The sequence below is a fragment of the Nocardia salmonicida NBRC 13393 genome (assembly GCF_001613085.1).
In the GTDB taxonomy this organism is placed as follows: domain Bacteria; phylum Actinomycetota; class Actinomycetes; order Mycobacteriales; family Mycobacteriaceae; genus Nocardia; species Nocardia salmonicida.
On record NZ_BDBR01000008.1, the window covers coordinates 169,516 to 193,933 of the forward strand.

The following is a 24,418-nucleotide window of genomic DNA, read 5'->3' on the forward strand; positions in this document are numbered from 1 at the left end:
TAGGTTGAACCCTATGTCGAACGTCACATCCCGGTCGGTCCTGGTCACCGGCGGTAACCGCGGTATCGGTCTCGCTGTCGCGCAGCGCCTGCAGGCCGACGGCCACAAGGTCGCCGTCACCCATCGCGGATCGGGGGTTCCCGAGGGTCTTTTCGGTGTGAAGTGCGATGTCACCGACAGTGATTCGGTCGATCGTGCGTTCACCGAAGTCGAGGAGCACCAGGGTCCGGTCGAGGTGCTGGTCGCCAATGCGGGCATCACCGACGACACCCTGCTGATGCGCATGACCGAGGACCAGTTCGAACGGGTCATCGACGCCAACCTCACCGGCGCGTTCCGCTGTGCCAAGCGGGCCAATCGAGCCATGCTCAAGGGTCGCTGGGGCCGGCTGATCTTCCTCGGCTCGGTGGTCGGCATGGCCGGCCAGGCCGGTCAGCTCAATTACGCTGCGTCCAAGGCCGGCGTCATCGGCATGGCGCGGTCGCTCACTCGGGAGCTGGGCTCGCGTTCGATCACCTCCAACGTGGTCGCCCCGGGCTTCATCGAGACCGATATGACCGCGGACCTGCCCGAAGATCTGAAGACCATGGCGAAGAAGTACATTCCGCTGCAGCGTCTCGGCCAGCCGGAAGACATCGCCGCTGTGGTCAGCTTCCTCGCTTCTGAGGACTCTCGCTATGTCTCCGGTGCAGTCATCCCGGTCGACGGCGGCATGGGCATGGGTCACTGATCCGACATGGCGCTGTTGTCCACGCCGACGGTCACTATTGCATGGGTCACTGATCCGACATGGCGCTGTTGTCCACGTCGACGGTCGCTATTGCATGGGTCACTGATCCGCTAACAGACCGCACCGCGCCACCGACAAGGTGGCAGCAAACCACACTGATTTCAGGAGAACCGAAAACTCATGGGCGGACTGCTCGAAGGCAAGACCATCCTGGTCACCGGCATCATCACCGACTCGTCGATCGCGTTCCACGCGGCCGCGATCGCGCAGGAGCAGGGCGCGAGGGTGATCATCACCGGTATTCCCGACCGCCTGCGGCTCATCGACCGCATCGCCAAGCGGCTGCCGCAGGAAGTGCCGCCTGCCATCGGCCTCGACGTGACCAACGAAGAGGATTTGGCCGCCCTCACCGAGAAGCTGCGTGAGATCGCGCCCGAGGGCGTCGACGGCGTGCTGCACTCGATCGCGTTCGCGCCCCGTTCGATCATGGGCCCCGGCGCGCTGCCGTTCCTCGAGGGCCCCGGCCCCGACGTCTCCAAGTCGTTCGAGATCTCGGCCTGGAGCTACGCCTCGCTGGCTCGCGCCGTGCTCCCCGTCATGAACGAGGGTGGCTCGATCGTCGGTATGGACTTCGATCCGCGCGTGGCCATGCCGTACTACAACTGGATGGGCGTGTCCAAGGCCGCGCTCGAGTCGGTGAACCGCTACGTGGCGCGCGAGGTGGGTGCCGCCAAGAAGATTCGTTCGAACCTGATCGCCGCGGGTCCGATCAAGACCCTCGCCGCCAAGGCCATCGCGGGTACCGCCACCGACGATGCCAAGCAGCTCGTCCAGCTCGACGAGTACTGGGACGGCGCGTCGCCGATCGGCTGGGACGGCAACGACCCGCGCGCGGTCGGCAAGTCGATCGTGGCGCTGCTCTCGGACTGGCTGCCCGCCACCACCGGCTCGATCATCTACGTCGACGGCGGCGCCAGCCACAACATGTGGTTCCCGGAGAACATGTCGCTGAGCTGATGCCGGACGCCCTGCTGCTGCTGTCCTTCGGTGGCCCCGAAGGTCCCGAGGACGTGATCCCCTTCCTGGAGAACGTCACTCGGGGCCGCGGGGTGCCTCCGGAACGCCTCGCCGAGGTCGCGCAGCACTACCTGCATTTCGGTGGGATCTCGCCGATCAACGCGTTGAATCGGCAGATCATCACCGCGCTGGAGGCCGACCTCGCCGATGCCGGGCTGGATCTGCCGGTCTACTTCGGCAATCGCAACTGGCATCCCATGGTCGAGGACACCGTCGCGCGGATGACCGCCGACGGCGTGCGCTCGGCGCTGGTTCTCACCACCTCCGCGTGGGGTGGGTATTCCGGTTGCCGCCAGTACGACGAGGACATCACCCGGGCCCGCGCGGCCGTCGGTGCCGGTGCCCCGGAGCTGGTGAAACTGCGCCAGTACTTCGACCACCCGCTGCTGATCGAGTCCTTCGCCGACGCGATCACCGCTGCGGTGCAACAGATTCCGGCCGATCGCCGTAGCGGCGCGCGCCTGGTTTTCACCGCGCACTCCATTCCCGTCTCCGCCGACGCCACGGCGGGCCCGCCTGCCGACGGTGGCCGCCTCTACAGCAGGCAGGTCGCCGAAGCCGCCCGATTGTGCGCCGCGGCAACCGGTTTCGCCGAGTACGACGTGGTATGGCAATCGCGTTCGGGCCCACCGCAGGTGCCGTGGCTCGAACCCGACATCGTCGACCACCTGGATGCGCTGCACGGCAAGGGCATCGACGCGGTGGTGGTGTGCCCGGTCGGTTTCGTCTCCGATCACCTCGAGGTGATCTGGGATCTCGACAACGAAGCGTCGGCCAGGGCCGACGAACTCGGGATGGCCTTCGCCCGCGCGGGGACTCCCGGCACCGACCCGCGGTTCTCCCGGATGATCGTCGAACTGATCGCCGAACGGGTGAGCGGCGGTCCGGTGCGTGAACTCGGCGAAGTCCCGGGTTACGGCTGCACCGTCGACGGTGCCCTGTGCGCGCCCGGTTGCTGCGAACTGCCCGCGCGCCCGGCTCGTCGCTGAACACAACCGGATAACCATTCACCGGTAGCCCCCGGTTCGAGGAGTAGCCTTTTCACAGTTGCGCTCGACTGATCGGAGGATTTCCGATGATTTCGATACCGCCGCGCCGCGCAGCCGGGCTCGCCCTGGTGCTGACCGCCGCCGCGCTCGGCCTGACCGGGTGTGGCAACGACTCCGGCTATCAGACCCAGCCCCCACAGCCCACCGAACCCACGATTTCGCAGGCCTCGGTGCAGGATCTCTGCGGCATTCTCGATGGACAGAAGGGCACGTGGAAGGCGCTGGGCCCGCCGGTCGCACGGGTGGCGTTCACCGGCGCGGTGAGGTTGTGGACAGTGAACGACACCGTGGCCAATGCCGCCATCGCCTACAACCGCCGCATCGTCGACACCGTCACCATCCGCACCTGTCCGCAGGTGCGCGACGCCACGCTGAAGTCGCTCGATGTCCCTGATCTGAAGGTCGCCCTCGGCGGATTCTGAACTGGCACTTCCCACTTCGCGTCGGCTCTGCGTTAGCATCGCCCGCAGACCTTCGCCCGGAGGTCTGCGTGACGCTACGGGGAGGGTCCGATGAACTATGCCGAGATAACGGTGACCGCACTATCTCGGGGAGGTGGCCTTCTCGCAGGCGATCGCGTCCTCGTGGGCGATGCGGAGGCGGTGCTGGCCCGTCGTGGGGGCGGTAGCAGCGTGAGCGTCGGGGGCGGTGGGGTTCCGGAGTGGGTCTGGTATCTCATCATCGCCGCGATCGTGCTCATCGTGTTGGTCGTGGTGATCCGCGCGTTCAGTGGTTCCTCGAATCAGGCTGCGCCACAACAGATGCCGCCACCGCAGCAGATGGCGCCCCAGCCGCATCCGGCCCAGTATCAGCAGCCCTACCCGCAGCAGCACCCGTCCGGGCCCGGCTACCCGCAGGCCCAGTACCCGCCGCATTATCCGCAGGGTCACTACCCCCAGCTGTATCCGCAACAGCAGCCGATGCCGTACCCACAGCAGCAGGCGTACCCGTACCCCCAGCAGATGCCGTACCCACAGCAGCCGCAGTACCAGCAGCCGTACCGTCGCTGACGAATCGGGGTCCGGCGGGCACCGCCGGACGTCGGCGAACGCGGTAGGTCTAGCCGTCGCGGCGGGCGGCGGCGTGGACCGCGACGAGACGGGCCTCACGGATCGTGTTCCACAGCGGGCGCAGCAGGGATTCGTGCGCGCCGATCGCGGTGGCCGAGGTGGGCGAGGACGCCGGTTCGTGCTGGGCGACGGTGAGAATCGCGGCCACGTGATCGGCGGTATCGAGAATCCGCTTGGCGCGCAGCGGGATCGAGTCGGGATAGGCGTGACGTGAGTAGGCCGCGAGCTGAGCTTCGATCTGCTCGCGCGGATCGTCGTCGCCGTTGCCGACCGAGGTGGTGTGCAGTTGCATGAGGGCGTCGGCGGCGTCGCGGACCGATTCGCGCATCGTGTACTCGGCCTCGCCGAGCGACATGTCGTGACCCACGATGCGGGGGAGGTCGACGCCGTAGACGGTCCACTGTAGGGTTTCGTCGTCGTCCCACTGTGGGATCAGGCCGGTGCCCGGCTCGCCGGGAACACCGAGCAGCAGGCCTTCCTCGGCGTCGATCGCGTCGGCGGCGAAGGCGGTGCCAACGGGCAGCCCGCGCACATCACCCGCCGCGGGCAGGACAAGGCGCAAGTGCGCCCCGGCCGGCGCCATCGCCTCGCGGATCACCTTGAGCAACGGCATGGCGCCGGTGCCCGCTTCGCCGCGTGAGGTCCACGGCAGATCGGTGCGTCCGCCGGTGACCGGATCGCCCGCCGCGATGGTGTGGCGCGGCGCCCAGGCGTGCAGTGCCTCCAGCACGTCGTCGGGCGCGCTGGTACCGGCCAGCCAGGAGCCGGCCCACAGCGTCAGCGTGGCACTGGGAGAGCACATAATCATCGAGCATAAAGGTTCGGCGGCAATCGCGTGCGCGCACCGAGCTCGTCGATGTTGCCTACGCAGGTCGCGGTATTCGGCGCGAGGACCCGCCTGACCTGCTGTGCGTTCACTCGGGCTCGGTCACGAAGTCGATGAGCCGTTCGACGGCCCCGATGAGCGGGGCTTCCAGATCCCGGAACGAGTCGACCGCATCGTAGACACGGCGCCACCCCTGCTGCGGTGTTCCCCAGCCCAGGCGCGCGCAGATTCCGGTCTTCCAATCCTCGCCGCGCGGCACCGTCGGCCAGGCGTCGATGCCCAGTGCGGCGGGACGGACCGCCTGCCAGACATCGATGTACGGATGGCCGGTCACCAGTACATGCGGTCCGAGCCCGGTGGTCAGGTGCGTCTCCTTGGAGCCGGTCACCAGGTGGTCGACCAGCACCCCCACCCGTGCGCCGGGACCCGGTTCGAATTCGGTGAGCCGGGCGCCGAGATTGTCGAGACCCTCCAGATGTTCGACGACCACGCCCTCCACCCGCAGATCGTGGCCCCACACCCGTTCCACGAGCGCCGCGTCGTGCACGCCTTCCACCCAGATCCGGCTGGTCCGCGCGACCCGCGCGCGCAGGCCGTCGACGCGGGTGGAACCCGACGACGACCGGGTGGGCTGTTTCGGCGCGGCGGCGGTGGGCTTGGTCAGCGTCACCGGTTTCCCGTCGATCAGGAAGGCCGCTTCCCGCATCGCGAACAACCGCACCGCGCCGCGCGCGTCCTCCAGCTTCACGAACTCGCCGTCGTAGCTGCGGTCGAAACCGACTACGGCACCGCAGAATCCGCTCGCCGCGTCCTCCACCACCAAGTCGCGCTCGGCCCGCACTGTCGGCACCGGCTTCTTCTTGGTCCGATCGTGTCCGGAATAGATATCGCCGTAACTGTCTCCTGCGCTCACGCCCCGAAACTACCGCGCACGCAACGCAGTGCGCTGCACCGCCGCACCGGTCGAACCGATCGCGCGAGGCCGCCCGCAAACCGGTCATCGGGGCTAGGCTGGCAGTGTGGCCGCAATAGTCTGGCTGATCGCGGGCATCGTTCTCGCGGCGGCGGAAATGCTCACCGGGGATCTCACGCTGCTCACGCTGGGCGTGGCCGCACTCGGCACGGCGGGCGTCAGCGCGGCGACCGATCTCCCCGTGTGGGGCGACGCGCTGGTGTTCGCCGCGATGGCCGGTGTGCTGTTCGTCGGGGTACGCCCGCTACTGCGCCGCAAGTTCGGTAGCCCGCCACCCACTCCGACGAACGCCGATGCGCTGCCAGGCAAGTCGGCCCTGGTGCTCGAGCAGGTCGCGGAATATTCGGGGCAGGTCAAGCTCGGTGGCGAGGTCTGGACCGCGCGTCCGCTCGACCCGACTGAAGTGTACGAAGCCGGTGTGACTGTCTATGTGATGAAGATCGATGGCGCGACAGCCGTCGTCTGGAAGGGTCCCTAGAACATGGTTGCCTTGATCGTGGCCGCCGTCCTCGTCCTGTTGGTCGTGGTGGTGGTTTTCAAATCGATCGCGCTCGTCCCACAGGCCGAGGCGGCGGTGATCGAACGGCTCGGGCGGTATTCGCGCACCGTGTCCGGTCAGCTCACGTTCCTCGTCCCGTTCGCCGATCGCGTCCGCGCCAAGGTCGACCTGCGCGAGCGGGTCGTGTCGTTCCCGCCGCAGCCGGTGATCACCCAGGACAACCTCACCCTGCAGATCGACTCGGTGGTGTATTTCCAGGTCACCAGCCCGCAGGCCGCTGTCTACGAGATCAGCAACTACATCGCCGCGGTCGAGCAGCTCACCGTCACCACCCTGCGCAATGTGGTCGGCGGCATGACCCTCGAAGAGACGCTGACCTCGCGCGATCAGATCAACAACCAGCTGCGCGGCGTGCTCGACGAGGCCACCGGCCGCTGGGGCCTTCGGGTGGCCCGGGTGGAGCTCAAGTCCATCGATCCGCCGCCGTCGATCCAGGAATCGATGGAGAAGCAGATGAAGGCCGATCGCGAGAAGCGCGCGACGATCCTCACCGCCGAAGGTAACCGCGAAGCGCAGATCAAGACCGCCGAGGGCGCCAAGCAGGCGGCGATCCTGACCGCCGAGGGCGGTAAGCAGTCCTCGATCCTGTCGGCCGAGGGCGAACGCCAGAGCCGCATCCTGCGCGCGCAGGGTGAACGCGCCGCCTCCTACCTGCAGGCCCAGGGTCAGGCGAAGGCGATCGAGAAGGTCTTCGCCGCGATCAAGAACGGCAAGCCGACGCCGGAACTGCTTGCCTACCAATACATGCAGACCCTGCCGATGGTGGCCAAGGGCGATGCGAACAAGGTGTGGCTGGTCCCCAGCGATTTCGGCAAGGCGCTGGAAGGTTTCGCCCAGAACTTCGCCACCAAGGGCGAGGACGGTGTATTCCGCTACGAACCGTCCGCCGACGAAGCCCCGGTGAAGATCGAAGACGACACCGACGTGGCCGACTGGTTCGAAACCGCCTCGGACCCCAAGATCGCCGAAGCCGTGCGCGCCGCGGAAGCCACCGCCCGCACCCCCGTCGAAGGTTTCGATTCCCCCGTACCCCGGCCGAAGACCTCAGTGGAAAAGGGGAACCCGGAACTGCCGACTCCACCCCCGATCGCCCCGGCGGAACACCGCGCCTCGCGCCCGGACGACCCCTACGGTCGCCCTTGGCAGCCACCGCAACACGGCTGATCCTGTCGAATCCAGCAGAGTACGGCCCCGGTGTGGACTTCCACACCGGGGCCGTTTCTGTTGTGCGGCAACGCTATCGGTTCAGTGAGGGAGGGGAAGGAGTTCCACGAGGGAGCCTCGGCCGGTGCCGGGCGGAAGGATGGCCAGGGCTTGGCAGGGGATGAGGCCGGCCAGGTGGGGGGTGTGAGCGGGGCCGGTGCTGCGCCAGACACCGCCGGGGTGTTGCTGGACGCCGACTATCCGGGTGGCCTCGCCTTCCATGACGCCGGCGTCGGAAAGGCGGCCCCACATGGTGGGGCCGGGGGTGCGCAGGGTGAGGGCGTCGACGATTGCCGGGCCGACGGCCAAGAGCGCCGCCACGGCGGCGAAGGGGTTGCCGGGCAGGCCCAGGAGGACTCGGCCGTCGGGGAGCTGGGCGACCAGGGTGGAGCCGCCGGGGCGGATCGCTATCCGTTCGACGATGATGCGGGCGCCCAGGTCGGCGAGCAGGGTGCGCAGGTGGTCGGCGGCGCCGCGACCGGTGGCACCGACCATGACAACCAGGTCGGCGTGCGATTTCAGGGTGAGCCAGGAGCGCAGCAGGTCGCGGCTGTCGGCGAGGTGCCACAGGCCGGTGCTCTCGATATCGCAGCAGCGCAAGAACTCCGGCATTACCGGGCCGAGCGAGTCGCGGGTCTCGCCCGGGCCGAGTGGGCCGACAGCGCGGATCTCGTCGCCGGTCATCACCACGTCTGCGCGCAAAGGGCCACGCACGGTGACGGTTTCGGCTTCGGCGCTGAGCGCGGCCGAAGCGAGTGCCGGTGAGACGCGGGCTCCGGCGCGAGCCAATTCCGTTCCGCTGCTCCAGTGTTCGCCTTGGCGGCGGGTGTCGTCGCGCACCGGCGCGCCGGGCGCGCGCATCACCACCGGTTTGCCGGACACGCTCGTGGTCACGATGTGTTCGTCGCGCAGGGTTGCCGTGGTGCCCAGCGGGGTCGCCGCGCCGGTCGCGATCCGCACCGCCTCGCCGGGCGCCAGCACCACCGAGCAGCCACGTCCGGCGTAGCTGACCTGCTGGTGCAGCCGCCACCACGGTCCCGGGCCCGCGACCGCGTAGCCGTCCATGGCGGCGCTGTCCACGCGTGGCAGGGGAGTGCCCGCGGCCAAGGCCATGGCCAGGGTCGCCCCGACCGCCTCGGCCACGGGGCGCTCTCGCACCGCGATCGGTTCGAGGTCCGCGGCTATCTGTGCGCGCACCCGACCCAGCCCACACTGCACTGCCGGAACTACGCCCACCCGTGCGCTCGTCACCACGTCTCGCCTTCCGAGGACCAACACCGACACTGCGACCTCATGGTGCGCACCAGCGATTGCCTGCGATTTTCTGGGCAGTTGCCTCGCGATGACGTTGTGCTCACGCGAGCGGAGGCCGCTCGGTGCGTAGTTCGGCGTCACGTACCTGTCCGCCGGTCTCGAGTGGCCTGCGGGAGGGGTCCCGGGCGCTCAGAGGCCGGGGTGCCGAAGCGACCCGCGTGTTCGGGTGCCGGACAGCTGCGTCGCCGCCGGTGGTGTCCGGGTCACGCCTCGGTGAGGGTGTTCGCGAGTTCGGCGGCACGGTCGGCGATGGCAGTACCCAGTTCGGCGGTGGTCGCGGTGCCGCCCAGGTCCGGTGTGCGGACCGTGCCCGCGGCGAGCACATCGCAGACCGCCCGGTCTACGGCGGCGGCCGCGGCGTGCTCGCCGAGGTGCGACAGCAGCATGGCGCCGGCGAGGATCTGGGCCACCGGGTCGGCAATGCCAAGGCCTGCGATGTCGGGCGCGCTGCCGTGCACGGCCTCGAACATCGACGGTGCGTCCGCCGCGGGGTTGATATTGCCCGAGGGCGCGAGCCCGAGTCCGCCGGTGACGGCCGCGGCGAGGTCGGAGAGGATGTCGCCGAACAGGTTCGAGCCGACGATCACGTCGAGGCGGTCGGGGTGGAGCACGATTTCGGCGGCGAGTGCGTCGACGTGCATCTGTCGCGTACGCACCGTCGGATACTCGGCCGCGATGCGCTCGAAAACGCTGTCCCAGTAGGGCATCGAGTGGATCAGGCCGTTCGACTTCGTCGCCGAGCAGAGCTTTCCCGAGCGTTCGGCGGCACGGTCGAAGGCGTAGCGGATGATCCGTTCGCAGCCGGTCCGGGTGAACACCGATTCCTGCAGGACGAATTCGTCCGGCCTGCCCGGGTTGTGGATGCCGCCGATCTCGGAGTACTCGCCCTCGGAGTTCTCGCGCACGATGAGAATGTCGAGGTCCTCGGCAGTGCGATCGCGCAGTGCCGATTCCGTGCCGGGCAGCAGCCGCACCGGCCGCAGGTTGACGTACTGAGCGAAGGCGCGCCGCAGCGGAATCAGCAGGCCCCACAGCGAGATATGGTCGGGCACCCCGGGGAATCCGACGGCGCCCAACAGGATCGCATCGAACTGCGCGAGCTGCTCGGGCCCATCGGTCGGCATCATCGCCCCGGTCCGCAGATAGTTCTCACAGGACCAGTCGAACTCGGTCCAGCTGATCCCCGGCAGGACCCGGTCGAGTACCTTCACCGCCTCGATCGTCACGTCGACGCCGATTCCGTCACCCGGAATGGTCGCGATCCGGTATGTGCTCACGCTGTCTCCCTAAACCTTGACGCCGATGTATTTGGTCTCGAGGAATTCGTCGATTCCGGTGGACCCGCCCTCGCGTCCGAGCCCCGATTCCTTCACCCCGCCGAACGGTGCGGCCGGATTGGAGACCACGCCCTGATTCAGGCCGACCATCCCCGTCTCGAGAGCTTCGCAGACGCGCAGTCCGCGCCGCAGGTTCTCGGTGAACACGTACGCGACCAGCCCGTAGGGGGTGTCGTTGGCACGGGTGATCGCTTCGTCCTCGGTGTCGAAGACGCCGATCGCGGCGACCGGACCGAAGATCTCGGTGTGGCACAGCTCCGCGTCGTCGGGCACGTCGGTGAGTACGGTCGCCGGGTAGAACGTGCCCGGTCCGTCGATCGCCGTGCCACCCAGCAGCACCTTCGCGCCGCGTCGGCGTGCGTCGGCCACGAGGTGTTCGACCTTGGCGACGGCGTCGGCGTCGATGAGCGGCCCGACGACAACGCCCGGCTCGGTGCCGCGGCCCATCGGCAACGCCGCCATCCGTGCGGCCAGTCGTTCGGCGAATGCGTCAGCGATGCCGCGCTGCACCAGAATGCGGTTCGCGGCCGTACAGGCCTGGCCGATATTGCGCATCTTGGCGGCCAGCGCGCCCTCGACCGCTTCGTCGAGATCGGCATCGTCGAACACCAGCAGCGGCGCGTTGCCGCCGAGTTCCATGGAGGTGCGCATGACGGTGCGGGCGCACTGTTCCAGCAGGAGTTTCCCGATGGCGGTCGACCCGGTGAAGGAGAGTTTGCGGGAGCGGGGATCGGCGATGATCGGTGTCATCACCGCGCCGGGGTCGGCGGTGGTCACCACATTCACCACACCGGCGGGCACGCCCGCCTCGGACAGAATCGCCGCGAGCGCCAGCATCGACAGAGGCGTCTGTTCGGCGGGCTTCACGACGCAGGTGCATCCGGCGGCCAAGGCGGGCGCGATCTTGCGGGCGCCCATGGCCATCGGGAAGTTCCACGGCGTGATGAGCAGGCTCGGCCCCACCGGCTGTTTCGTCACCAGAAACCGTGAGCCCCCCGTCGGCGCGGGCATGTATCCGCCGTCGAGGCGGACGGCTTCCTCGGCGAACCAGCGGAAGAACTCCGCGGCGTAGGCGACTTCGCCGCGCGCCTCTGTCACCGGCTTGCCCATCTCGAGCGTCATGATCAGGGCGAGGCGTTCGGTGTCGGCGAGAAGTGCGCGGTGCGCGCGCATCAGGATGTCGCTGCGGGTGCGTGCCGGGGTGTTCGCCCAGTCCGCCTGCGCCTCGGCCGCGGCGGTGAGCGCGTCGAGTCCGTCGGCCGGGGTCGCGTCGGCCACCGCGCACAGCCGCACGCCGGTCGAGGGATCGAGGACGGGCAGCGTGGCGGGGGAGTCGCGCCATCCGCCACCGATGAACAGCCCTTTCGGGACGCTGTCGATCGCGGCTCGTTCGGCGGCGCTCAGGTTGTCGAGCAGCTGTGCGCTGCCCCCGGACTCGTGTGTAAGGAGCCCTCGTTCCTCGCTCATTCGCCTGCCCTGCCTCCCGACGCGGTGGATCAACCATTGCTGTGACCCCTGCCGCCATGTTATGCATATTGTCAACAATCCGACAATAGACAATCTGGGGAGTCCTTGATGACCGAGCTGTCTCCCGTCCTGAAGCAGGCCACGCCCGTTCACGTCGATCACGGCGCAGGCTGCTACCTCTACGACACCGACGGTCGCCGCTACCTGGACTTCACCGCCGGGATCGGCGTCACCAGCACCGGCCACTGCCATCCCACCGTGGTGGCGGCCGCGCAAGCCCAAGTCGCCAAGCTGATCCACGGGCAGTACACGACGGTGCTGCACCGGCCGCTGCTCGAACTCACCGAGCGCCTCGGCACCGTGCTGCCCGAGGGCCTGGACACGCTGTTCTTCGCCAACTCCGGCAGCGAGGCGGTCGAGGCGGCGCTGCGCCTGGTCCGCCAGGCCACCGGACGGCCGAACGTGATCGTCTTCCACGGCGGTTTTCACGGCCGTACCGTCGCCGCCGCGACCATGACCACCTCGGGGACCCGGTTCTCGGCGGGCTTCAGCCCGCTGATGTCGGGTGTGCACGTGGCCCCGTTCCCGACCGCTTTCCGCTACGGCTGGAGCGAGGAGGAGGCCACCGACTTCGCCCTGCGTGAGCTCGACTATCTGCTCGCCACCCTCACCTCGCCCGTGGAAACCGCCGCGTTCATCGTCGAACCGGTGCTCGGCGAGGGCGGCTACATCCCCGGCAACACCCGGTTCTTCCAGGGCCTGCGCGAGCGCGCCGACCGGCACGGGATCCTGCTGGTCTTCGACGAGATCCAAACCGGGTTCGGCCGGACCGGAAAGTTCTTCGGCCACCAGCACTTCGACGTGCGCCCCGACGTGATCACCATCGCCAAGGGTCTGGCCAGCGGCTTCCCGCTGTCGGGCATCGCGGCGTCGGGGGAATTGATGGCGAAGGCCTGGCCGGGGTCCCAGGGCGGAACATACGGCGGAAACGCGGTGGCCTGTGCCGCCGCCGTGGCGACTCTCGAGGTCATCCAGACCGAGGGGCTGGTCGACAACGCCGCCATGCGCGGCACGCAGTTGCTCGCCGGTGTCCGGGGGCTCGCCACCAAGGCGATCGGTGATGTCCGCGGTCTCGGCCTGCTCGTAGGCGCCGAATTCACCACGGCGACAGGTGAACCCGACACCGCGACCGCGACGGCCGCGCAGAAGTCGGCCGTGGACAAGGGCCTGCTGCTGCTCACCTGCGGCGCGCACATGAATGTCGTACGCATGATCCCGCCGCTGATCGTCACCGACAGCCAAGTCGAGGACGCCCTGGCCATCTGGTCGGAGGTCCTCGCCGAGCTGTAGTCCGCCGTGGTCCCGCTCGGGCATCGAGCGGGACCACGCACCGACGCAGCTCCGCTCGCACCGCACAGGAAGCAGGATCGATGGCCCGCTACATGAGCATCACCCTCACCAAAGCCGGCGTCACCTGCCGCGCTCGCCTCCTCGACGACGAAGCCCCGCTCACGTGCGCCGCCGTCTGGGATGCGCTGCCCCAGGAGGGCGACGCCTTCCACGCCAAGTACGCCCGCAACGAGGTCTACACGCTGGTGCCGCGCATCACCGCGGCGCCACATCGCGAGAACCCCACTGTCACTCCGATTCCCGGCGACGTCTGCCTCTTCGACTTCGAACCGTGGGAAATCGGCAACCCCGCCTACGGCTACGAACCCGGCTCCGCGGCCCACCATGCCCAGGGCGCCACCGACCTGGCCCTGTTCTACGGCCGCAACAACCTGCTGATCAACGGCGACCTCGGCTGGGTGCCCGGTAGCGTCTTCGCCTCCATCGAGGACGGCCTCGCGGACTTGGCGACAGCCTGCAAAAGGCTGTGGTTGCGCGGCGTCGAGGGCGAGACGTTGGCTTTCGCCCGCGCATGAACAGACACCGGGGTCGTGCTCGGCACGACCGTTCGGCATAGTCGCCGCGACGCCGTCGGCACGATCCGGCGGCGTCGCAGCGGCGACTACCTAATTCAGGAGTTCAGCACGAACTCGGCGTGCCTGGCGACCGCGAGGATCAAATCGTCGGAGTGCCGGGGTCCGACGATCTGCATGCCCACCGGCATCCCGGCGCGCGTCGTGCCGACCGGAATGCTGATGGCGGGCTGCTGCGTCATGTTGAACGGGTAGGTGAACGGGGTCCAGTCGGGCCAGCCGTCGAGCCCGCTGCCCGGCGGCACATCGTGTCCGGCTTCGAACGCGGTGATCGGCATGGTCGGGGTGATCAGCACGTCGTAGGACATGTGGAAGGTGCCCATCGTGATGCCGACCTCGGCGGCGACGTGGCGGGCGTCGAGATAGTCGACGGCGCTGACGGATTCACCACGAGCCCACGCCGCACCCAAACCGGCATCCACCTTCTCGCGGGAGCCGGCCGGGAACTTCGACAGCATGGTCGCCGCACCCGCGGCCCACAGCGTTTCGAAAGCCGCACGCGGGTCGGCGAATCCGGGATCGACCGCGTCGATGGTCAGATCGGCCTCGGCCAGCCGCGCGACCGCGCGCTCGACGATCTCGGCGACCTCGGGGTCGACCTGGGCGTACCCGAGCGTGGCGGAGTAGCCGACCGACAGCCCACGCACATCCCGCTGCATCTGACTGCGGAAGGTCGTGAGGGTGGGCGCCAGCGCCGTCGGGTCTCGGGGATCGGGCAGCGAGAGGATGTCCATCAGCAACGCCGCGTCCTCGACGGTGTGCGTCATCGGCCCGGCGTGCGCGAGGGGGCCGAACGGGCTGGCCGGGTAGAGCGGAATCCGCCCGTGCGTCGGTTTGAAACCGACGATCCCGCAGAACGACGCCGGAATCCGGATGCTGCCACCCCCGTCGGTACCGACCGACACCGGCGTCATCCCGCCCGCGACCGCTGCCGCGCTGCCCCCGGACGACCCGCCCGCCGTCGTCGTGGGATCGGCGGGATTGCGGGTGATTCCGGTCAGCGGACTGTCGGTGACACCCTTCCACGCGATCTCCGGGGTGGTCGTCTTCCCGACGAACACCATCCCGTCCTCGCGCAGCCGCGCGGCGACCGGACTGTCCACCGACCACGGCCCGCCCGCGTCGATACAGGTGGAACCGCGCAGGGTCGGCCACCCCTCGGTCAGAAAGATGTCCTTGATGGATATCGGCACGCCGTCGAGTAACCCGCGCGGATTGCCGGACTGCCAGCGCGCCTCGGAGTCCTTGGCCTGTACCAACGCCCGATCCGGATCGACCAGGCAGAAGGCGTTGAGCGCGCCGTCGCGGGCGGCGATGGCGTCCAAGCAGGCTTGCGTGGCCTCGACGGGGGAGAGCTGCCTGGCCGCGTAGGCCGAGACCAGCTGCACCGCGGTCATCGCGGTGGGATCGGTGGGCAGATCGGGGTCGGGCTGCGTCATGGCGGGGCTCCTTCAGCCGGGCACGTACCCGAGCGTCTTGTCGACAACGTTGTCCAGCGGCAGACCGGCTGCCCACCTGCCGAAATTGTCGGTGAATGCGCGGACGATCTCGGTGCGCCAGCCGTGGAAATCGCCCGAATTGTGTGGCGTGAGCACCACGTTCGGCAGATCCCACAGCGGATGACCGGCAGGTAGCGGCTCCGGGTCAACCACGTCCAATGCGGCCGCGGCGATCGAACCGTTGCCGAGCGCGGCGACGAGATCGTCGGTAACCACTAGTTCCCCGCGTCCGACATTGACAAACCTCGCATGCGGTTTCATCGCCGCGAACGCGGCGGCGTCGAACATGTGTCTGGTCTCGGCGGTGAGTGGCGCGATCGCGATCACGTAGTCGGCACCGGGCAGTTCGGCATGCAGATCGTCGCCGACGGTGCCGAAATCCGGGTCGCCGGTGCGGGCGCGACGTCCTACCGCGCGCACCGTCATCCCGGTGGCGCGCAACAATCGCGCGATGGTCCGGCCGATCGAACCGGTGCCGACGATCAGCGCCGTCGCCCCGGCCACGCGTTCGGATTCGCGGTGGCGCCACTCGTGCCGCTGCTGCAGCCGGATCGATCCGGGGAGGTCCTTGGCGAACGAGATGATCTGTCCGAGAACGTATTCGGCGATCGCGGTATCGAAGACATTGCGGGTATTGGTGACCACCACATCGGAGGCGCGCAGTGGCGGGAACATCACCGGGTCCACGCCGACGCCGCCCATGTGCAGCCAGCGCAGGCGATCGGCGCTGTGCCACGCACCGGGTACGGCGCGAGTCTGGAAGTCGTAGACGAACAGCACATCGGCGCCGCGCAGCGCATCGGCGAGCCCGTCGGCCTCGGTGTAGCGCACGTCGGCGCGCTCGGCAACGGGGGCCATGAGGTCCGATTCGGGCACGCTGTCACGATGTAGGACGGTGACAATCGGCCCGTTTTCCACATTGACACCGTACGATCAGATCGTATGATTGTCAACAATCCGATCGTGTTCGGAGGTCTGCCCGGCTGAGCGCGAGAGGGGCCGCAGTGGAGTTCAGCTTCCCGGACATCGAGGGGCCGGTTGCCCAACGAGGCATCGGCGTGATCGCGCCGTTCGACCTTGCCCTCGAACGGGAATTATGGCGGTGGGCTCCCCTGGAGGTGAGTCTGCACCTGGCCCGCACCCCCTATGAACCGGTACCGGTGTCGCTGGCCATGGCCGAACTGGTGTCCAATCCACTGCACCTCACCGCGGCGACGCACGACGTGCTGCACGTGGAGCCGGAAGTCGTGGCCTACCTGTGTACGTCGGGCAGCTTCATCAACGGCCTGGCCTACGAACGGTCCCTGCGGGAAGCGATCTGCCTGGCGGGCGCACCCGACGCGGTGACCACCTCGGGCGCCCTGGTGGAAGCGATCAAGCACCTCAACATCACCCGCATGTCGGTGATCACGCCCTACGACGAGATCCTCACCGGCAAACTGCACGAGTTCCTCGACGAAGCGGGTTGCACGACGATCAAGTCCGATCACCTCGGGCTCGGCGGCGGTATCTGGAAGGTCAACTACCGCACCATCGCCGAGCGGATTCTCGGCGCCGACGATCCGCGCTCCGAAGCGATCTTCGTCAGCTGCACCAACCTGCCGACCTACGACGTGATCGAGCCACTCGAACAGGCACTCGGCAAACCCGTCCTCACCGCCAATCAACTGACCATGTGGGCCTGCCTCGGCCGGATGAAACTGCCCATGATGGGCCCGGGGAAGTGGCTCGTCAATGTCTTCTGACGGCTCAATGTCTTCTGAACGGAGCGAGATGCACACGCCGACAATCGGATTCATCTACCCCGACCACGCCGCCGAAGACGACTACCCCCGCGCGGCGGCCCTGCTCGACGCCGCCTTGCCGGTGGCCCACATCTACGGCACCGATCTGCACGCCGTCCCCGAACTGCTCGATCTGGGCAGCCCGGAGAAGCTGAGCCACGGCGCGGCGCTGCTCGCCCCCGAGGCACCGGCCGTCGTCGTCTGGGCCTGCACCTCGGGCAGTTTCGTCTACGGGCCCGAAGGCGCCCGTGGTCAGGTCGAGCGCCTTGCCGAGGCGGCCGGAGTGCCCGCCTCCAGTACGAGTTTCGCGTTCGTCGAAGCGGCGCGGGCGCTCGGTGTGCGACGGGTGGCCGTCGTCGCGAGTTACCCCGAGGACGTGGCGAAGTTGTTCGTCGAGTTCCTCGCCGACGCGGGGATCGAGGTGGTATCGATGTCGAGCGCGGGCATCGACACCGCCGCGGAGGTCGGCACCCTCACACCGGACCAGGTCCTGACCCTGGCCGTCGCCAACGATCACCCCGACGCCCAGGCGCTGCTCATCCCGGATACGGCCATGCATACTCTCGAGGTGCTTCCTACACTCGAAGCCGCGCTCGGCAAGCCGGTGCTGACGGCGAACCAGGTCACCATCTGGGAAGGGTTGCGACTGGCCGGGGTCACCCCGTTCGTCCCCGCGCTCGGCGCGTTATTCGCGGAGGGGAGTCGGCATGTCGATCATTGATTTCGAGCCCGTCAACCAGCAGTCCACCGCGGAGATGATCGCCGACCGGCTGCGCGAGGCGATCATGCGCGGTGCGCTCGGCCCCGGCGCCCAACTCGGTGAGGCCGATCTGGCGACCAGTTTCGGCGTCTCGCGCGGACCCGTGCGCGAGGCCATGCAACGCCTCGTCCAGGAGGGCCTGCTGTTCAGCATCCGCAACCGCGGCATCTTCGTCATCGAACTCACCACCGACGACGTCGTCGACATCTACCGCGCCCGCACCGCGCTGGAAGGCGGCGCGCTCGACCTCATCCTCGACGGTCGCCGCGAGATCGCCTATGCCGCACTGCAATCCAGCGTCGCCGCCATGCGAATCGCCGCCGAAGTGGGTGACGCACCCGGTGTCTCCGACGCCGACCAGGCCTTCCACGAAGCCCTCGTCACCGCCGCGAACAGCCCACGCCTCGTCCGCGCCGCCCGCACCCTGCTCATCGAAACTCGCATGTGCCTCGGCGCCCTCCAGACCACCTACCCCGACCTGCGCGAACAAGCCCGCGAACACGTCGAACTCCACGAGGCGATCGGCACCGGTTCACCCGAGCGTGCGCGCGCCCTTCTCGTGGAACACATGGACGACGCGGTCCGCCGCCTGGGCGACCGCTAGCGGAGGTGCACGGGCTGCGCCTCGGGGCAGAATGGACCCGGTACGGACATCCCGACTCGCACCAGGAGTTCTCGTGGACAGCGAACAGCGGACACGCGCGCAGGCCTTTGTCGATCTACACCGCGCGGGTTGCTTCCTGTTGCCGAATGCCTGGGACGCGGGCAGCGCGCGGATGCTCGAGTCGGTGGGATTCCCGGCGATCGCCACCACCAGCGCGGGCGTCGCGTTCTCCTTCGGTCGTCCCGATCACGACTTCTTCACCGAGCACGGTGCGCACGGGCGCGTGGATCGCTCGACGATGATGCGGCGGATCCACGAGATCACCGGTGCCGTGCGGGTGCCTGTCAGCGCCGACCTCGAGGAGGGGTACGGGCCGGACGCGCAGGAAGTGGCGACCACGATCTCCCTCGCGATCGACGCCGGTGCGGCGGGCGGGAATATCGAGGACTTCACCGGCGACCGCACCACCCCACTGTTCGACGAGGTACACGCGGTGGACCGGGTCCGCGCGGCGCGCGCGGCGGTGGCTGCCAGCGGCGAGCCGTTCGTACTCGTCGGTCGCACCGACGCGCTGCTCGTGGACGCGGGTCTCGACGAGGCGATTCGCCGCGCCAACTCCTACCTCGCCGCGGGTGCGGACTGCGCCTTCGTCCCCGGGGCCGCCGACGCCGCCACTATCGCCACCCTGGTCGAAGCGCTCGACGGCCCACTCAATGTCGTGATGGGACTGACCGGTGGTGCGCTGTCGATGGCCGAGCTCGCCGACCTCGGCGTCCGCCGGGTCACGGTCGGCGGCAGCATCGCCCGCCTGCTCTACCGCCACCTCCTCGACGCGGCGACCGAGCTCGCCGAACACGGCACTTTCACCTACGGCAACACCCAACTTGCCCAATCGGCTCTCAACGCCCATTTCGCCGACCGCGCCAGGTGACCGCGCCGTTCGTTCGCGCTCGGTGATCTCGATCAGGAGGTGGGTCGGGCGCCTCGGAGGTCGAGCAGCATGCCGAGGTAACCCAGTTCCTGGCTCTGGGACTGGGCCATCGCGCGAGCGGCCTGTTTCACGGGGCCCGAGGCGAGCAGGGTGTCGGCGGCGCGGGCCATCGTGATTCCGCCCGCGTGGTGGCGGTACATCAGTTGCAGGAAGAGGGTTTCGGCGTCGGCCGCGCGCGCCGCGGCGAGGGTGTCGAGGTCGGCGGTGGTGGCCATGCCGGGCATCGTGGTCGGCCCGGTGGTCGAGTGGTGGTGGGTTCGCGCCATCCAGCTCATCGGGACGTCGGCGGTGGGGGCCGCGCCGACGAGTTGGGTCCAGCCGAGCAGGGTGCCGATTTCCACGCGCTGGGTGTCGGCGATCTGGTCGGCCAGTCTGCGCACGGTGGGATCGGCGGCCGGGTCGAGGCGTTCGGTGAGGATGAGCGCCTGCTGGTGGTGGGCGGTCATGTCCTGGACGAAACCCAGCTCTGTCGCGGTGAGAACTGGTGCGGGCGTTGCTGTCTCGGTGACGAACAGCGGTCGCAGTGCCGCGCCCAGTGCCAGCAGGAACAGCGCGGCCGCACCGGCGAACGCCAGCCTGATCACCCGACCCACGGTCACGACCCGACCGTGGACTGCTGATTCGCGGGCGGCGTGTACACCTCGTTGTCGAGCTGCAACACCATGAACCCGTTGTCGGAGCAGGTGACATAGAGCTGATCGCCCCGCCACTCCGGCGGGGAGAGGCACCAGTCCGTGGACAGGTCACCGAACGCGATGTCGCCGGCCCGAGCGGTGAGCACCTGCGCCGGATCGAACAGACCCTCGGCCATCGACCGCAGCGCAGCCGGAGCACTCATCACCGGAATTCCGATGATCGAGGCCAGGGCGTGGGGCGAGTTCCAGATCTCGAGGTTACGGCCGGTGCGGGCAGGCGGATTGAAGTAGGCGATCTCGCGGATCTCGCCGGGATCGCGGACATCGAACACCCGGATACCGGAGGAGACCCAGCCGCAGGCCAGCGCGGTCGGGTTGTCGGGACGGTCGGCGGCGCAGTAGTGCGATTCGTAGGAGAACGCCGAACCACCCATGGCGGAACCGACACCCGCGTCGATATTGTCGGGCAGGTTGATCTCGAGTTTGATCTTCGCGGTGATGCGCGGCGCGCTGTCGTCGGACACGTCGATGAGTTTCACTCCGCCGGAACCGCCCTCGTCGACGGTGAACAGATGGGGCACGCCGTCATAGGTCACAGGCACGCTGTGCTGGGTGGCCCAGCCGTCGGTCCAGAACGTCCGGCCGAGATGCGGCACCTGCGGATTCGGGTCGCGTCGCTGCACCGCGCTCACATCGAGCACGGTGAATCCACTGAGCGCGGAGATGTAGAGCCGGTCGCCGTCGGGACTCACACCGAGTCCGTGCGCCTCGATTCCCGTCAGCCCCTGCCAGATCACCCGCGGATTCGCCGGATCGGTGAGATCGATCGCACTGAGGAAACCGGGCACCAGGCCCGAGGCCCAGTACGTGCGGCCATCGGGGGAGAAGCCGCCCTCGTGGGTCGTGATCGGCAGCGGCATCAGCAGATTCGAGCCGGTTCCCGGATTGAGCAGACGGGGATGCGCGCAATCGGAGATGTCGTACACCGAGAGGTATCCGGCCCCGATGCCGACCGGCACACCTGTCCCGACGAGCAGTTTGCGAGTGGTGTTGACCTTCAACGTCTCCCAGGTCCCGGCCAGCATCGCGGGTTCGGCGAGGGTCGCTGTGAGTCGCGGATTCGCCGGATCGGAGACATCGAGCACCTGAACGCCCGGGTGTTCGCTCAGCATGTTGCCGGGGAAGAACGTGCCCATGTAGGCGCAGTGTTCGAAACTGGTGGAGGTGATGCCCGCTCCGCGGCCGGCGTAGCCCCCGATCATCGACATATTGCAGCGATAGCCCTGCGTGCTGCGCCCACTGTCTCGGTCACCGGCGGGCACATCGCCCTGCAATCCGGTTTCCGGCAGCGAACCGGGCCCACAGTCGGCGCGCGGCACCGCCGTTCGACCCACATCGAGGAATTCCTGCACCGTGCCGGTCAGGTCGGCGCCGAAATCCGCTGACGCACCCGACGGCAGTCCGAGCGCCACGAGTGCGGTGATCGCGGCCGCCGCCACGTACCGCATCGGCGAATGGCGCCGGTGAATCGAGTGCGGCGGACCCGTCCCGGTATCGCTCTGCCCGGACGCGGGCTCGGCGTGTGGTCGTGGGTCGGTGTGCGGACCTGGTGCCATCGTTGCCCTCCCGAATCAATGATGCGGACAACGCAACTGGCTCAGACAGTTGTGCCGCATCACGAATAGTAGGCCGTACGAATGGTTGCCGAAGGGTATTTCGGGGAACAGGGGTTTGGGCGGGGCTCGTGCTTCCCTCGGGCCGCCGCCGATACGCTGTACGGTTGCTCTGCACGACAAGCGCGTCTGTAAAGGCGGGGAGTTTCCGCGATCGGAGAGGACTCGGATCCATGTCGAACGATGTCGTAGGAAGTTCCGGCGCCGCACCGCCGCCCGGCGGAGAGGTAGCCGGTGGATCGCCGGGCAAGCCCAGGCTGGATCTGCTCATCTTCTGCGCCACCGCGATCGGCGCACTCGCCTTCGTCGCCTGGGGTGTCCTCGACGACGAGGGCCTCGCCTCCGCGGCGAGCACCGCGCAGAAGTGGGTCATCACCAATACCGGCTGGTTGTTCGTGCTCACCGCGACAGCGTTCGTCGTCTTCGTGATCTGGCTGGCAATCAGCCGCTTCGGCCGGATCCCGCTGGGCGCCGACGACGAGAAACCCGAATTCCGCACCGTGTCATGGATCGCGATGATGTTCAGCGCGGGCATGGGTATCGGTCTGATGTTCTGGGGTGTGGCGGAACCGCTGTCGCACTTCGTGAATCCGCCGCCGCACACTGCGGCGCCCGGCTCACCGGCGGCCGCCGAGCTCGCCATGGCCACCACACTGTTCCACTGGACACTGCACCCGTGGGCGATCTACGCCGTCACCGGCCTGGCCATCGCCTACGGCACGTTCCGGAAAGGCCGCTCGCAGTTGATCTCCGCGGTGTTCCGGCCGCTGCTCGGCCACCATGCCGACGGAATCGGTGGTCGCGTCATCGACATGATGGCGATCTTCGCGACCCTGTTCGGTTCCGCCGCCTCCCTCGGCCTGGGCGCCCTGCAGATCGGCGCGGGCATGGAGTTCAACGGATGGATCGACGGGATCGGCAAGCTCGGTCTGGTGGCGATCATCTCGGCCCTGACCGTCGCCTTCGTCCTGTCGGCGGTCTCCGGGGTGGCACGCGGCATCCAGTGGCTGTCCAACATCAATATGGTGCTGGCCCTGGCTATCGCGGCGTTCGTGTTCATCGCAGGCCCGACGCTGTTCATCCTCAATATGCTGCCGACCGCGATCGGTGACTACATCGAGGCCCTGCCGACCATGGCTTCGCGTACCGGTGCGGGCGACGAGGCGATGCAGGCGTGGCTGTCGAGCTGGACGATCTTCTACTGGGCCTGGTGGATCTCGTGGACGCCGTTCGTCGGCATGTTCATCGCGCGGATCAGCCGCGGCCGCACCATCCGTCAGTTCGTCACCGGCGTGCTGCTGGTGCCGAGCGTGGTCAGCCTGGTGTGGTTCGCGATCTTCGGCGGAGCGGGCATCTTCGAGCAGACGGAGAACGGTGACCTCACCGAACCCGACGGCTCGGTCGACTCCAACTTCGCCCTGTTCCACCTGCTCGACCAGTACCCGATCACCTCGGTGACCACGGTCGTCGTGATGATCCTCGTCGCGATCTTCTTCGTCTCCGGCGCCGACGCGGCCTCCATCGTGATGGGCACCCTGTCCGAACGCGGCAGTATCGAACCGTCGAAGTGGGTCGTCATCTTCTGGGGTGCGGCTACCGGCGCTGTCGCCGCGATCATGCTGGCCATCGCCGATTCCGACAATCTCGGCGGAGCGCTCACGGGCCTGCAAGCCTTGACCACGGTGGTGTCACTACCGTTCCTGGTGGTGATGGTGGCGATGTGCGTGTCGCTGTACAAGGACCTGAGCGATGACCCGCTGATTCTGCGGATGGACCGTGGCATCGAACTGGTCGAGGGCGCCGTCGACCAGGGCACCGAACTGCACGAAGGCGATTTCGCGCTGGTCACCGAACCGGCGGTGGACGAGCCTTCGTCCTCGACAAGAACGAGCGTCGCATCGCCTCCGACGATCGAGGCTAGGCCGTAGCGTCTGATCTGGCCTGTGTCGAGGACAACTCGGCGCAGGCCAGTCGCATGCGGCCGCGCAGCGCGTCGGCGGATTCGGCGATCGCGGCCTGGGCGCGAACGTATTCGGCTCGGCCGGTAGGGGTTTCGATGCGGACCGGCTCGTAGCCGAAATCGGACAGGTCGTAGGGACTGGCTCGCATGTCGAGTTCGCGTGCGGTGCAGGCGAGTTCGAAACAGTCGAGGAGCAGATCAGAGGAGATCAGTGGGGCGAGTTTGAATCCCCACTTGTACAAATCCATGTTGGCGTGCAGGCAACCGGGCTGTTCGCGTTCCACCTGGTCCGCCCGGGTGAGCGGTTCGGCATTGCGACCCACCGCCTCCGGGGTGAAGAACCGGAACGCGTCGAAATGCGTGCACCGCAACGACATCGACTCCACCACTTCGTCGGTGCCCGCGTGGCCCAGACGCAGCGGAACCCGCTGGTGGCGCACCTCGTCGGTGCGATAGACCATGGCCCACTCGTGCAGTCCGAAGCACGACAATTGCGCCGGGCGTCGCGCGGTCGCGGTGAGCAGCCTCGAAACGAACTCGATCGTGTCTCGACGCTTGGCCAGATAGGCCGGATCGGCTGTGAACACACCCCGATGGTGCGCAAGCTCGTGGTATCCCCGCGCGCCCCGGTAATCGCCCGCATCACTCAGCGCGATCCCGAACCCCGGATGCCACCGCCGCAACTGCGCAGGCTTGTTGCCGTAATACGTGAAGAGAAAGTCCACGACCGGATGGGTGGTTCCTGCCGCACGGCGTTCGAGATAGGGACCGACTAACCGATCGAGCCGATCACGGTGTGCGCGCGCGGCGTCCCGCCACTCGACCGCCGGTGATACCCGCAGGTCGAGAGCGTGGTCGAGATCGTCGCGCGCGCTCATCCAGCTATTCTCGCGCACCGCTTATGCTCAGTGGATTCGCCCTCGAT

The 24,418-nt window shown here is 68.1% G+C and carries 24 protein-coding genes; 14 read left to right on the forward strand and 10 right to left on the reverse strand.

The window, feature by feature from the left end:
- Positions 1-13: 13 nt before the first annotated feature.
- The 5 genes from fabG1 to NS1_RS41260 all read left to right on the forward strand — a co-directional run bounded on the left by fabG1 (position 14) and on the right by NS1_RS41260 (position 3,866).
- Positions 14-730, forward strand: a complete 717-nt coding sequence (gene fabG1 / locus NS1_RS08595; RefSeq protein ID WP_056810308.1) for a 3-oxoacyl-ACP reductase FabG1 — start codon at positions 14-16, stop codon at positions 728-730.
- Between the two features lie 180 nt (positions 731-910).
- The gene (inhA, locus tag NS1_RS08600) at positions 911-1,747 is read left to right on the forward strand and encodes an NADH-dependent enoyl-ACP reductase InhA (RefSeq protein ID WP_056810305.1); all 837 of its coding nucleotides are present in this window, start codon (positions 911-913) and stop codon (positions 1,745-1,747) included.
- Positions 1,747-2,796 carry a ferrochelatase gene (locus NS1_RS08605; RefSeq protein ID WP_062983159.1) on the forward strand — a complete coding sequence of 350 codons (1,050 nt, stop codon included), beginning with the start codon at positions 1,747-1,749 and terminating at the stop codon, positions 2,794-2,796. The genes inhA and NS1_RS08605 overlap by 1 nt, the downstream gene beginning before the upstream one ends.
- Before the next feature lie 86 nt (positions 2,797-2,882).
- Positions 2,883-3,278, forward strand: a complete 396-nt coding sequence (locus NS1_RS08610) for a hypothetical protein (protein WP_062983161.1) — start codon at positions 2,883-2,885, stop codon at positions 3,276-3,278.
- 90 nt (positions 3,279-3,368) lie between these two features.
- Entirely contained in the window at positions 3,369-3,866 is a 498-nt protein-coding gene (locus NS1_RS41260; RefSeq protein ID WP_062983163.1) for a hypothetical protein, read from the forward strand.
- A gap of 49 nt (positions 3,867-3,915) precedes the next feature.
- Here the strand turns inward: NS1_RS41260 and NS1_RS08620 are convergent, their stop codons facing one another.
- Both NS1_RS08620 and NS1_RS08625 read right to left on the reverse strand, forming a co-directional pair.
- A complete protein-coding gene (locus tag NS1_RS08620) occupies positions 3,916-4,728 on the reverse strand; it encodes an Rv1486c family protein (protein WP_056810293.1) in 813 nt (270 codons plus the stop codon).
- Positions 4,729-4,840: 112 nt separating this feature from the next.
- Entirely contained in the window at positions 4,841-5,665 is an 825-nt protein-coding gene (locus tag NS1_RS08625) for a DUF3097 domain-containing protein (protein WP_062983165.1), read from the reverse strand.
- A gap of 106 nt (positions 5,666-5,771) precedes the next feature.
- Here NS1_RS08625 and NS1_RS08630 point away from each other — a divergent pair, with 106 nt between their 5' ends.
- Positions 5,772-6,203: an NfeD family protein gene (locus NS1_RS08630; protein ID WP_062983166.1), complete on the forward strand. Its 432-nt coding sequence runs from the start codon at positions 5,772-5,774 to the stop codon at positions 6,201-6,203.
- 3 nt (positions 6,204-6,206) lie between these two features.
- The gene (locus tag NS1_RS08635; protein WP_062983167.1) at positions 6,207-7,448 is read left to right on the forward strand and encodes an SPFH domain-containing protein; all 1,242 of its coding nucleotides are present in this window, start codon (positions 6,207-6,209) and stop codon (positions 7,446-7,448) included.
- 81 nt (positions 7,449-7,529) lie between these two features.
- On the opposite strand, the gene NS1_RS08640 is transcribed toward NS1_RS08635, so the two are convergent.
- The 3 genes from NS1_RS08640 to NS1_RS08650 form a co-directional block, all read right to left on the reverse strand.
- Complete coding sequence (locus NS1_RS08640; RefSeq protein WP_255284460.1) at positions 7,530-8,738, reverse strand: molybdopterin-binding protein; 1,209 nt, start codon at positions 8,736-8,738, stop codon at positions 7,530-7,532.
- Positions 8,739-9,004: 266 nt separating this feature from the next.
- Complete coding sequence (locus tag NS1_RS08645) at positions 9,005-10,078, reverse strand: tartrate dehydrogenase (RefSeq protein WP_062983169.1); 1,074 nt, start codon at positions 10,076-10,078, stop codon at positions 9,005-9,007.
- A gap of 9 nt (positions 10,079-10,087) precedes the next feature.
- On the reverse strand, positions 10,088-11,605 hold the full coding sequence (locus NS1_RS08650; protein ID WP_174562634.1) for an NAD-dependent succinate-semialdehyde dehydrogenase: 1,518 nt from the start codon (positions 11,603-11,605) through the stop codon (positions 10,088-10,090).
- A gap of 108 nt (positions 11,606-11,713) precedes the next feature.
- Between NS1_RS08650 and NS1_RS08655 the strand changes: the two genes are divergently transcribed.
- A complete protein-coding gene (locus NS1_RS08655) occupies positions 11,714-12,955 on the forward strand; it encodes an aspartate aminotransferase family protein (RefSeq protein ID WP_062983170.1) in 1,242 nt (413 codons plus the stop codon).
- Between the two features lie 80 nt (positions 12,956-13,035).
- On the forward strand, positions 13,036-13,530 hold the full coding sequence (locus tag NS1_RS08660; RefSeq protein WP_062983171.1) for a DUF3830 family protein: 495 nt from the start codon (positions 13,036-13,038) through the stop codon (positions 13,528-13,530).
- 95 nt (positions 13,531-13,625) lie between these two features.
- Here the strand turns inward: NS1_RS08660 and NS1_RS08665 are convergent, their stop codons facing one another.
- Both NS1_RS08665 and NS1_RS08670 read right to left on the reverse strand, forming a co-directional pair.
- Positions 13,626-15,026, reverse strand: coding sequence for an amidase (locus tag NS1_RS08665; RefSeq protein ID WP_084503600.1), 1,401 nt, complete (start codon positions 15,024-15,026; stop codon positions 13,626-13,628).
- Between the two features lie 12 nt (positions 15,027-15,038).
- Complete coding sequence (locus tag NS1_RS08670) at positions 15,039-16,004, reverse strand: D-2-hydroxyacid dehydrogenase (RefSeq protein WP_062983173.1); 966 nt, start codon at positions 16,002-16,004, stop codon at positions 15,039-15,041.
- A gap of 86 nt (positions 16,005-16,090) precedes the next feature.
- On the opposite strand from NS1_RS08670, the gene NS1_RS08675 reads away from it, so the two are divergent.
- The 4 genes from NS1_RS08675 (at position 16,091) to NS1_RS08690 (ending at position 19,165) form a co-directional block, all read left to right on the forward strand.
- Positions 16,091-16,831, forward strand: coding sequence for a maleate cis-trans isomerase family protein (locus NS1_RS08675; protein ID WP_056810269.1), 741 nt, complete (start codon positions 16,091-16,093; stop codon positions 16,829-16,831).
- A gap of 28 nt (positions 16,832-16,859) precedes the next feature.
- Positions 16,860-17,591: a maleate cis-trans isomerase family protein gene (locus tag NS1_RS08680; protein ID WP_062983175.1), complete on the forward strand. Its 732-nt coding sequence runs from the start codon at positions 16,860-16,862 to the stop codon at positions 17,589-17,591.
- Positions 17,578-18,234, forward strand: a complete 657-nt coding sequence (locus NS1_RS08685) for a GntR family transcriptional regulator (protein ID WP_062983177.1) — start codon at positions 17,578-17,580, stop codon at positions 18,232-18,234. The genes NS1_RS08680 and NS1_RS08685 overlap by 14 nt, the downstream gene beginning before the upstream one ends.
- A 73-nt stretch (positions 18,235-18,307) precedes the next feature.
- A complete protein-coding gene (locus NS1_RS08690) occupies positions 18,308-19,165 on the forward strand; it encodes an isocitrate lyase/PEP mutase family protein (protein ID WP_174562635.1) in 858 nt (285 codons plus the stop codon).
- Positions 19,166-19,197: 32 nt separating this feature from the next.
- On the opposite strand, the gene NS1_RS08695 is transcribed toward NS1_RS08690, so the two are convergent.
- Both NS1_RS08695 and NS1_RS08700 read right to left on the reverse strand, forming a co-directional pair.
- Complete coding sequence (locus NS1_RS08695) at positions 19,198-19,824, reverse strand: DUF305 domain-containing protein (RefSeq protein WP_062983181.1); 627 nt, start codon at positions 19,822-19,824, stop codon at positions 19,198-19,200.
- A complete protein-coding gene (locus tag NS1_RS08700) occupies positions 19,821-21,368 on the reverse strand; it encodes an LVIVD repeat-containing protein (protein ID WP_062983183.1) in 1,548 nt (515 codons plus the stop codon). The genes NS1_RS08695 and NS1_RS08700 overlap by 4 nt, the downstream gene beginning before the upstream one ends.
- A 338-nt stretch (positions 21,369-21,706) precedes the next feature.
- Here NS1_RS08700 and NS1_RS08705 point away from each other — a divergent pair, with 338 nt between their 5' ends.
- Positions 21,707-23,461: a BCCT family transporter gene (locus NS1_RS08705; protein WP_084503601.1), complete on the forward strand. Its 1,755-nt coding sequence runs from the start codon at positions 21,707-21,709 to the stop codon at positions 23,459-23,461.
- Here NS1_RS08705 and NS1_RS08710 read toward each other — a convergent pair.
- Positions 23,451-24,371 (reverse strand): 3-methyladenine DNA glycosylase, encoded by a 921-nt coding sequence (locus NS1_RS08710; RefSeq protein WP_255284461.1) that lies wholly within the window; start codon positions 24,369-24,371, stop codon positions 23,451-23,453. The genes NS1_RS08705 and NS1_RS08710 overlap by 11 nt on opposite strands.
- Positions 24,372-24,418 lie beyond the last annotated feature (47 nt).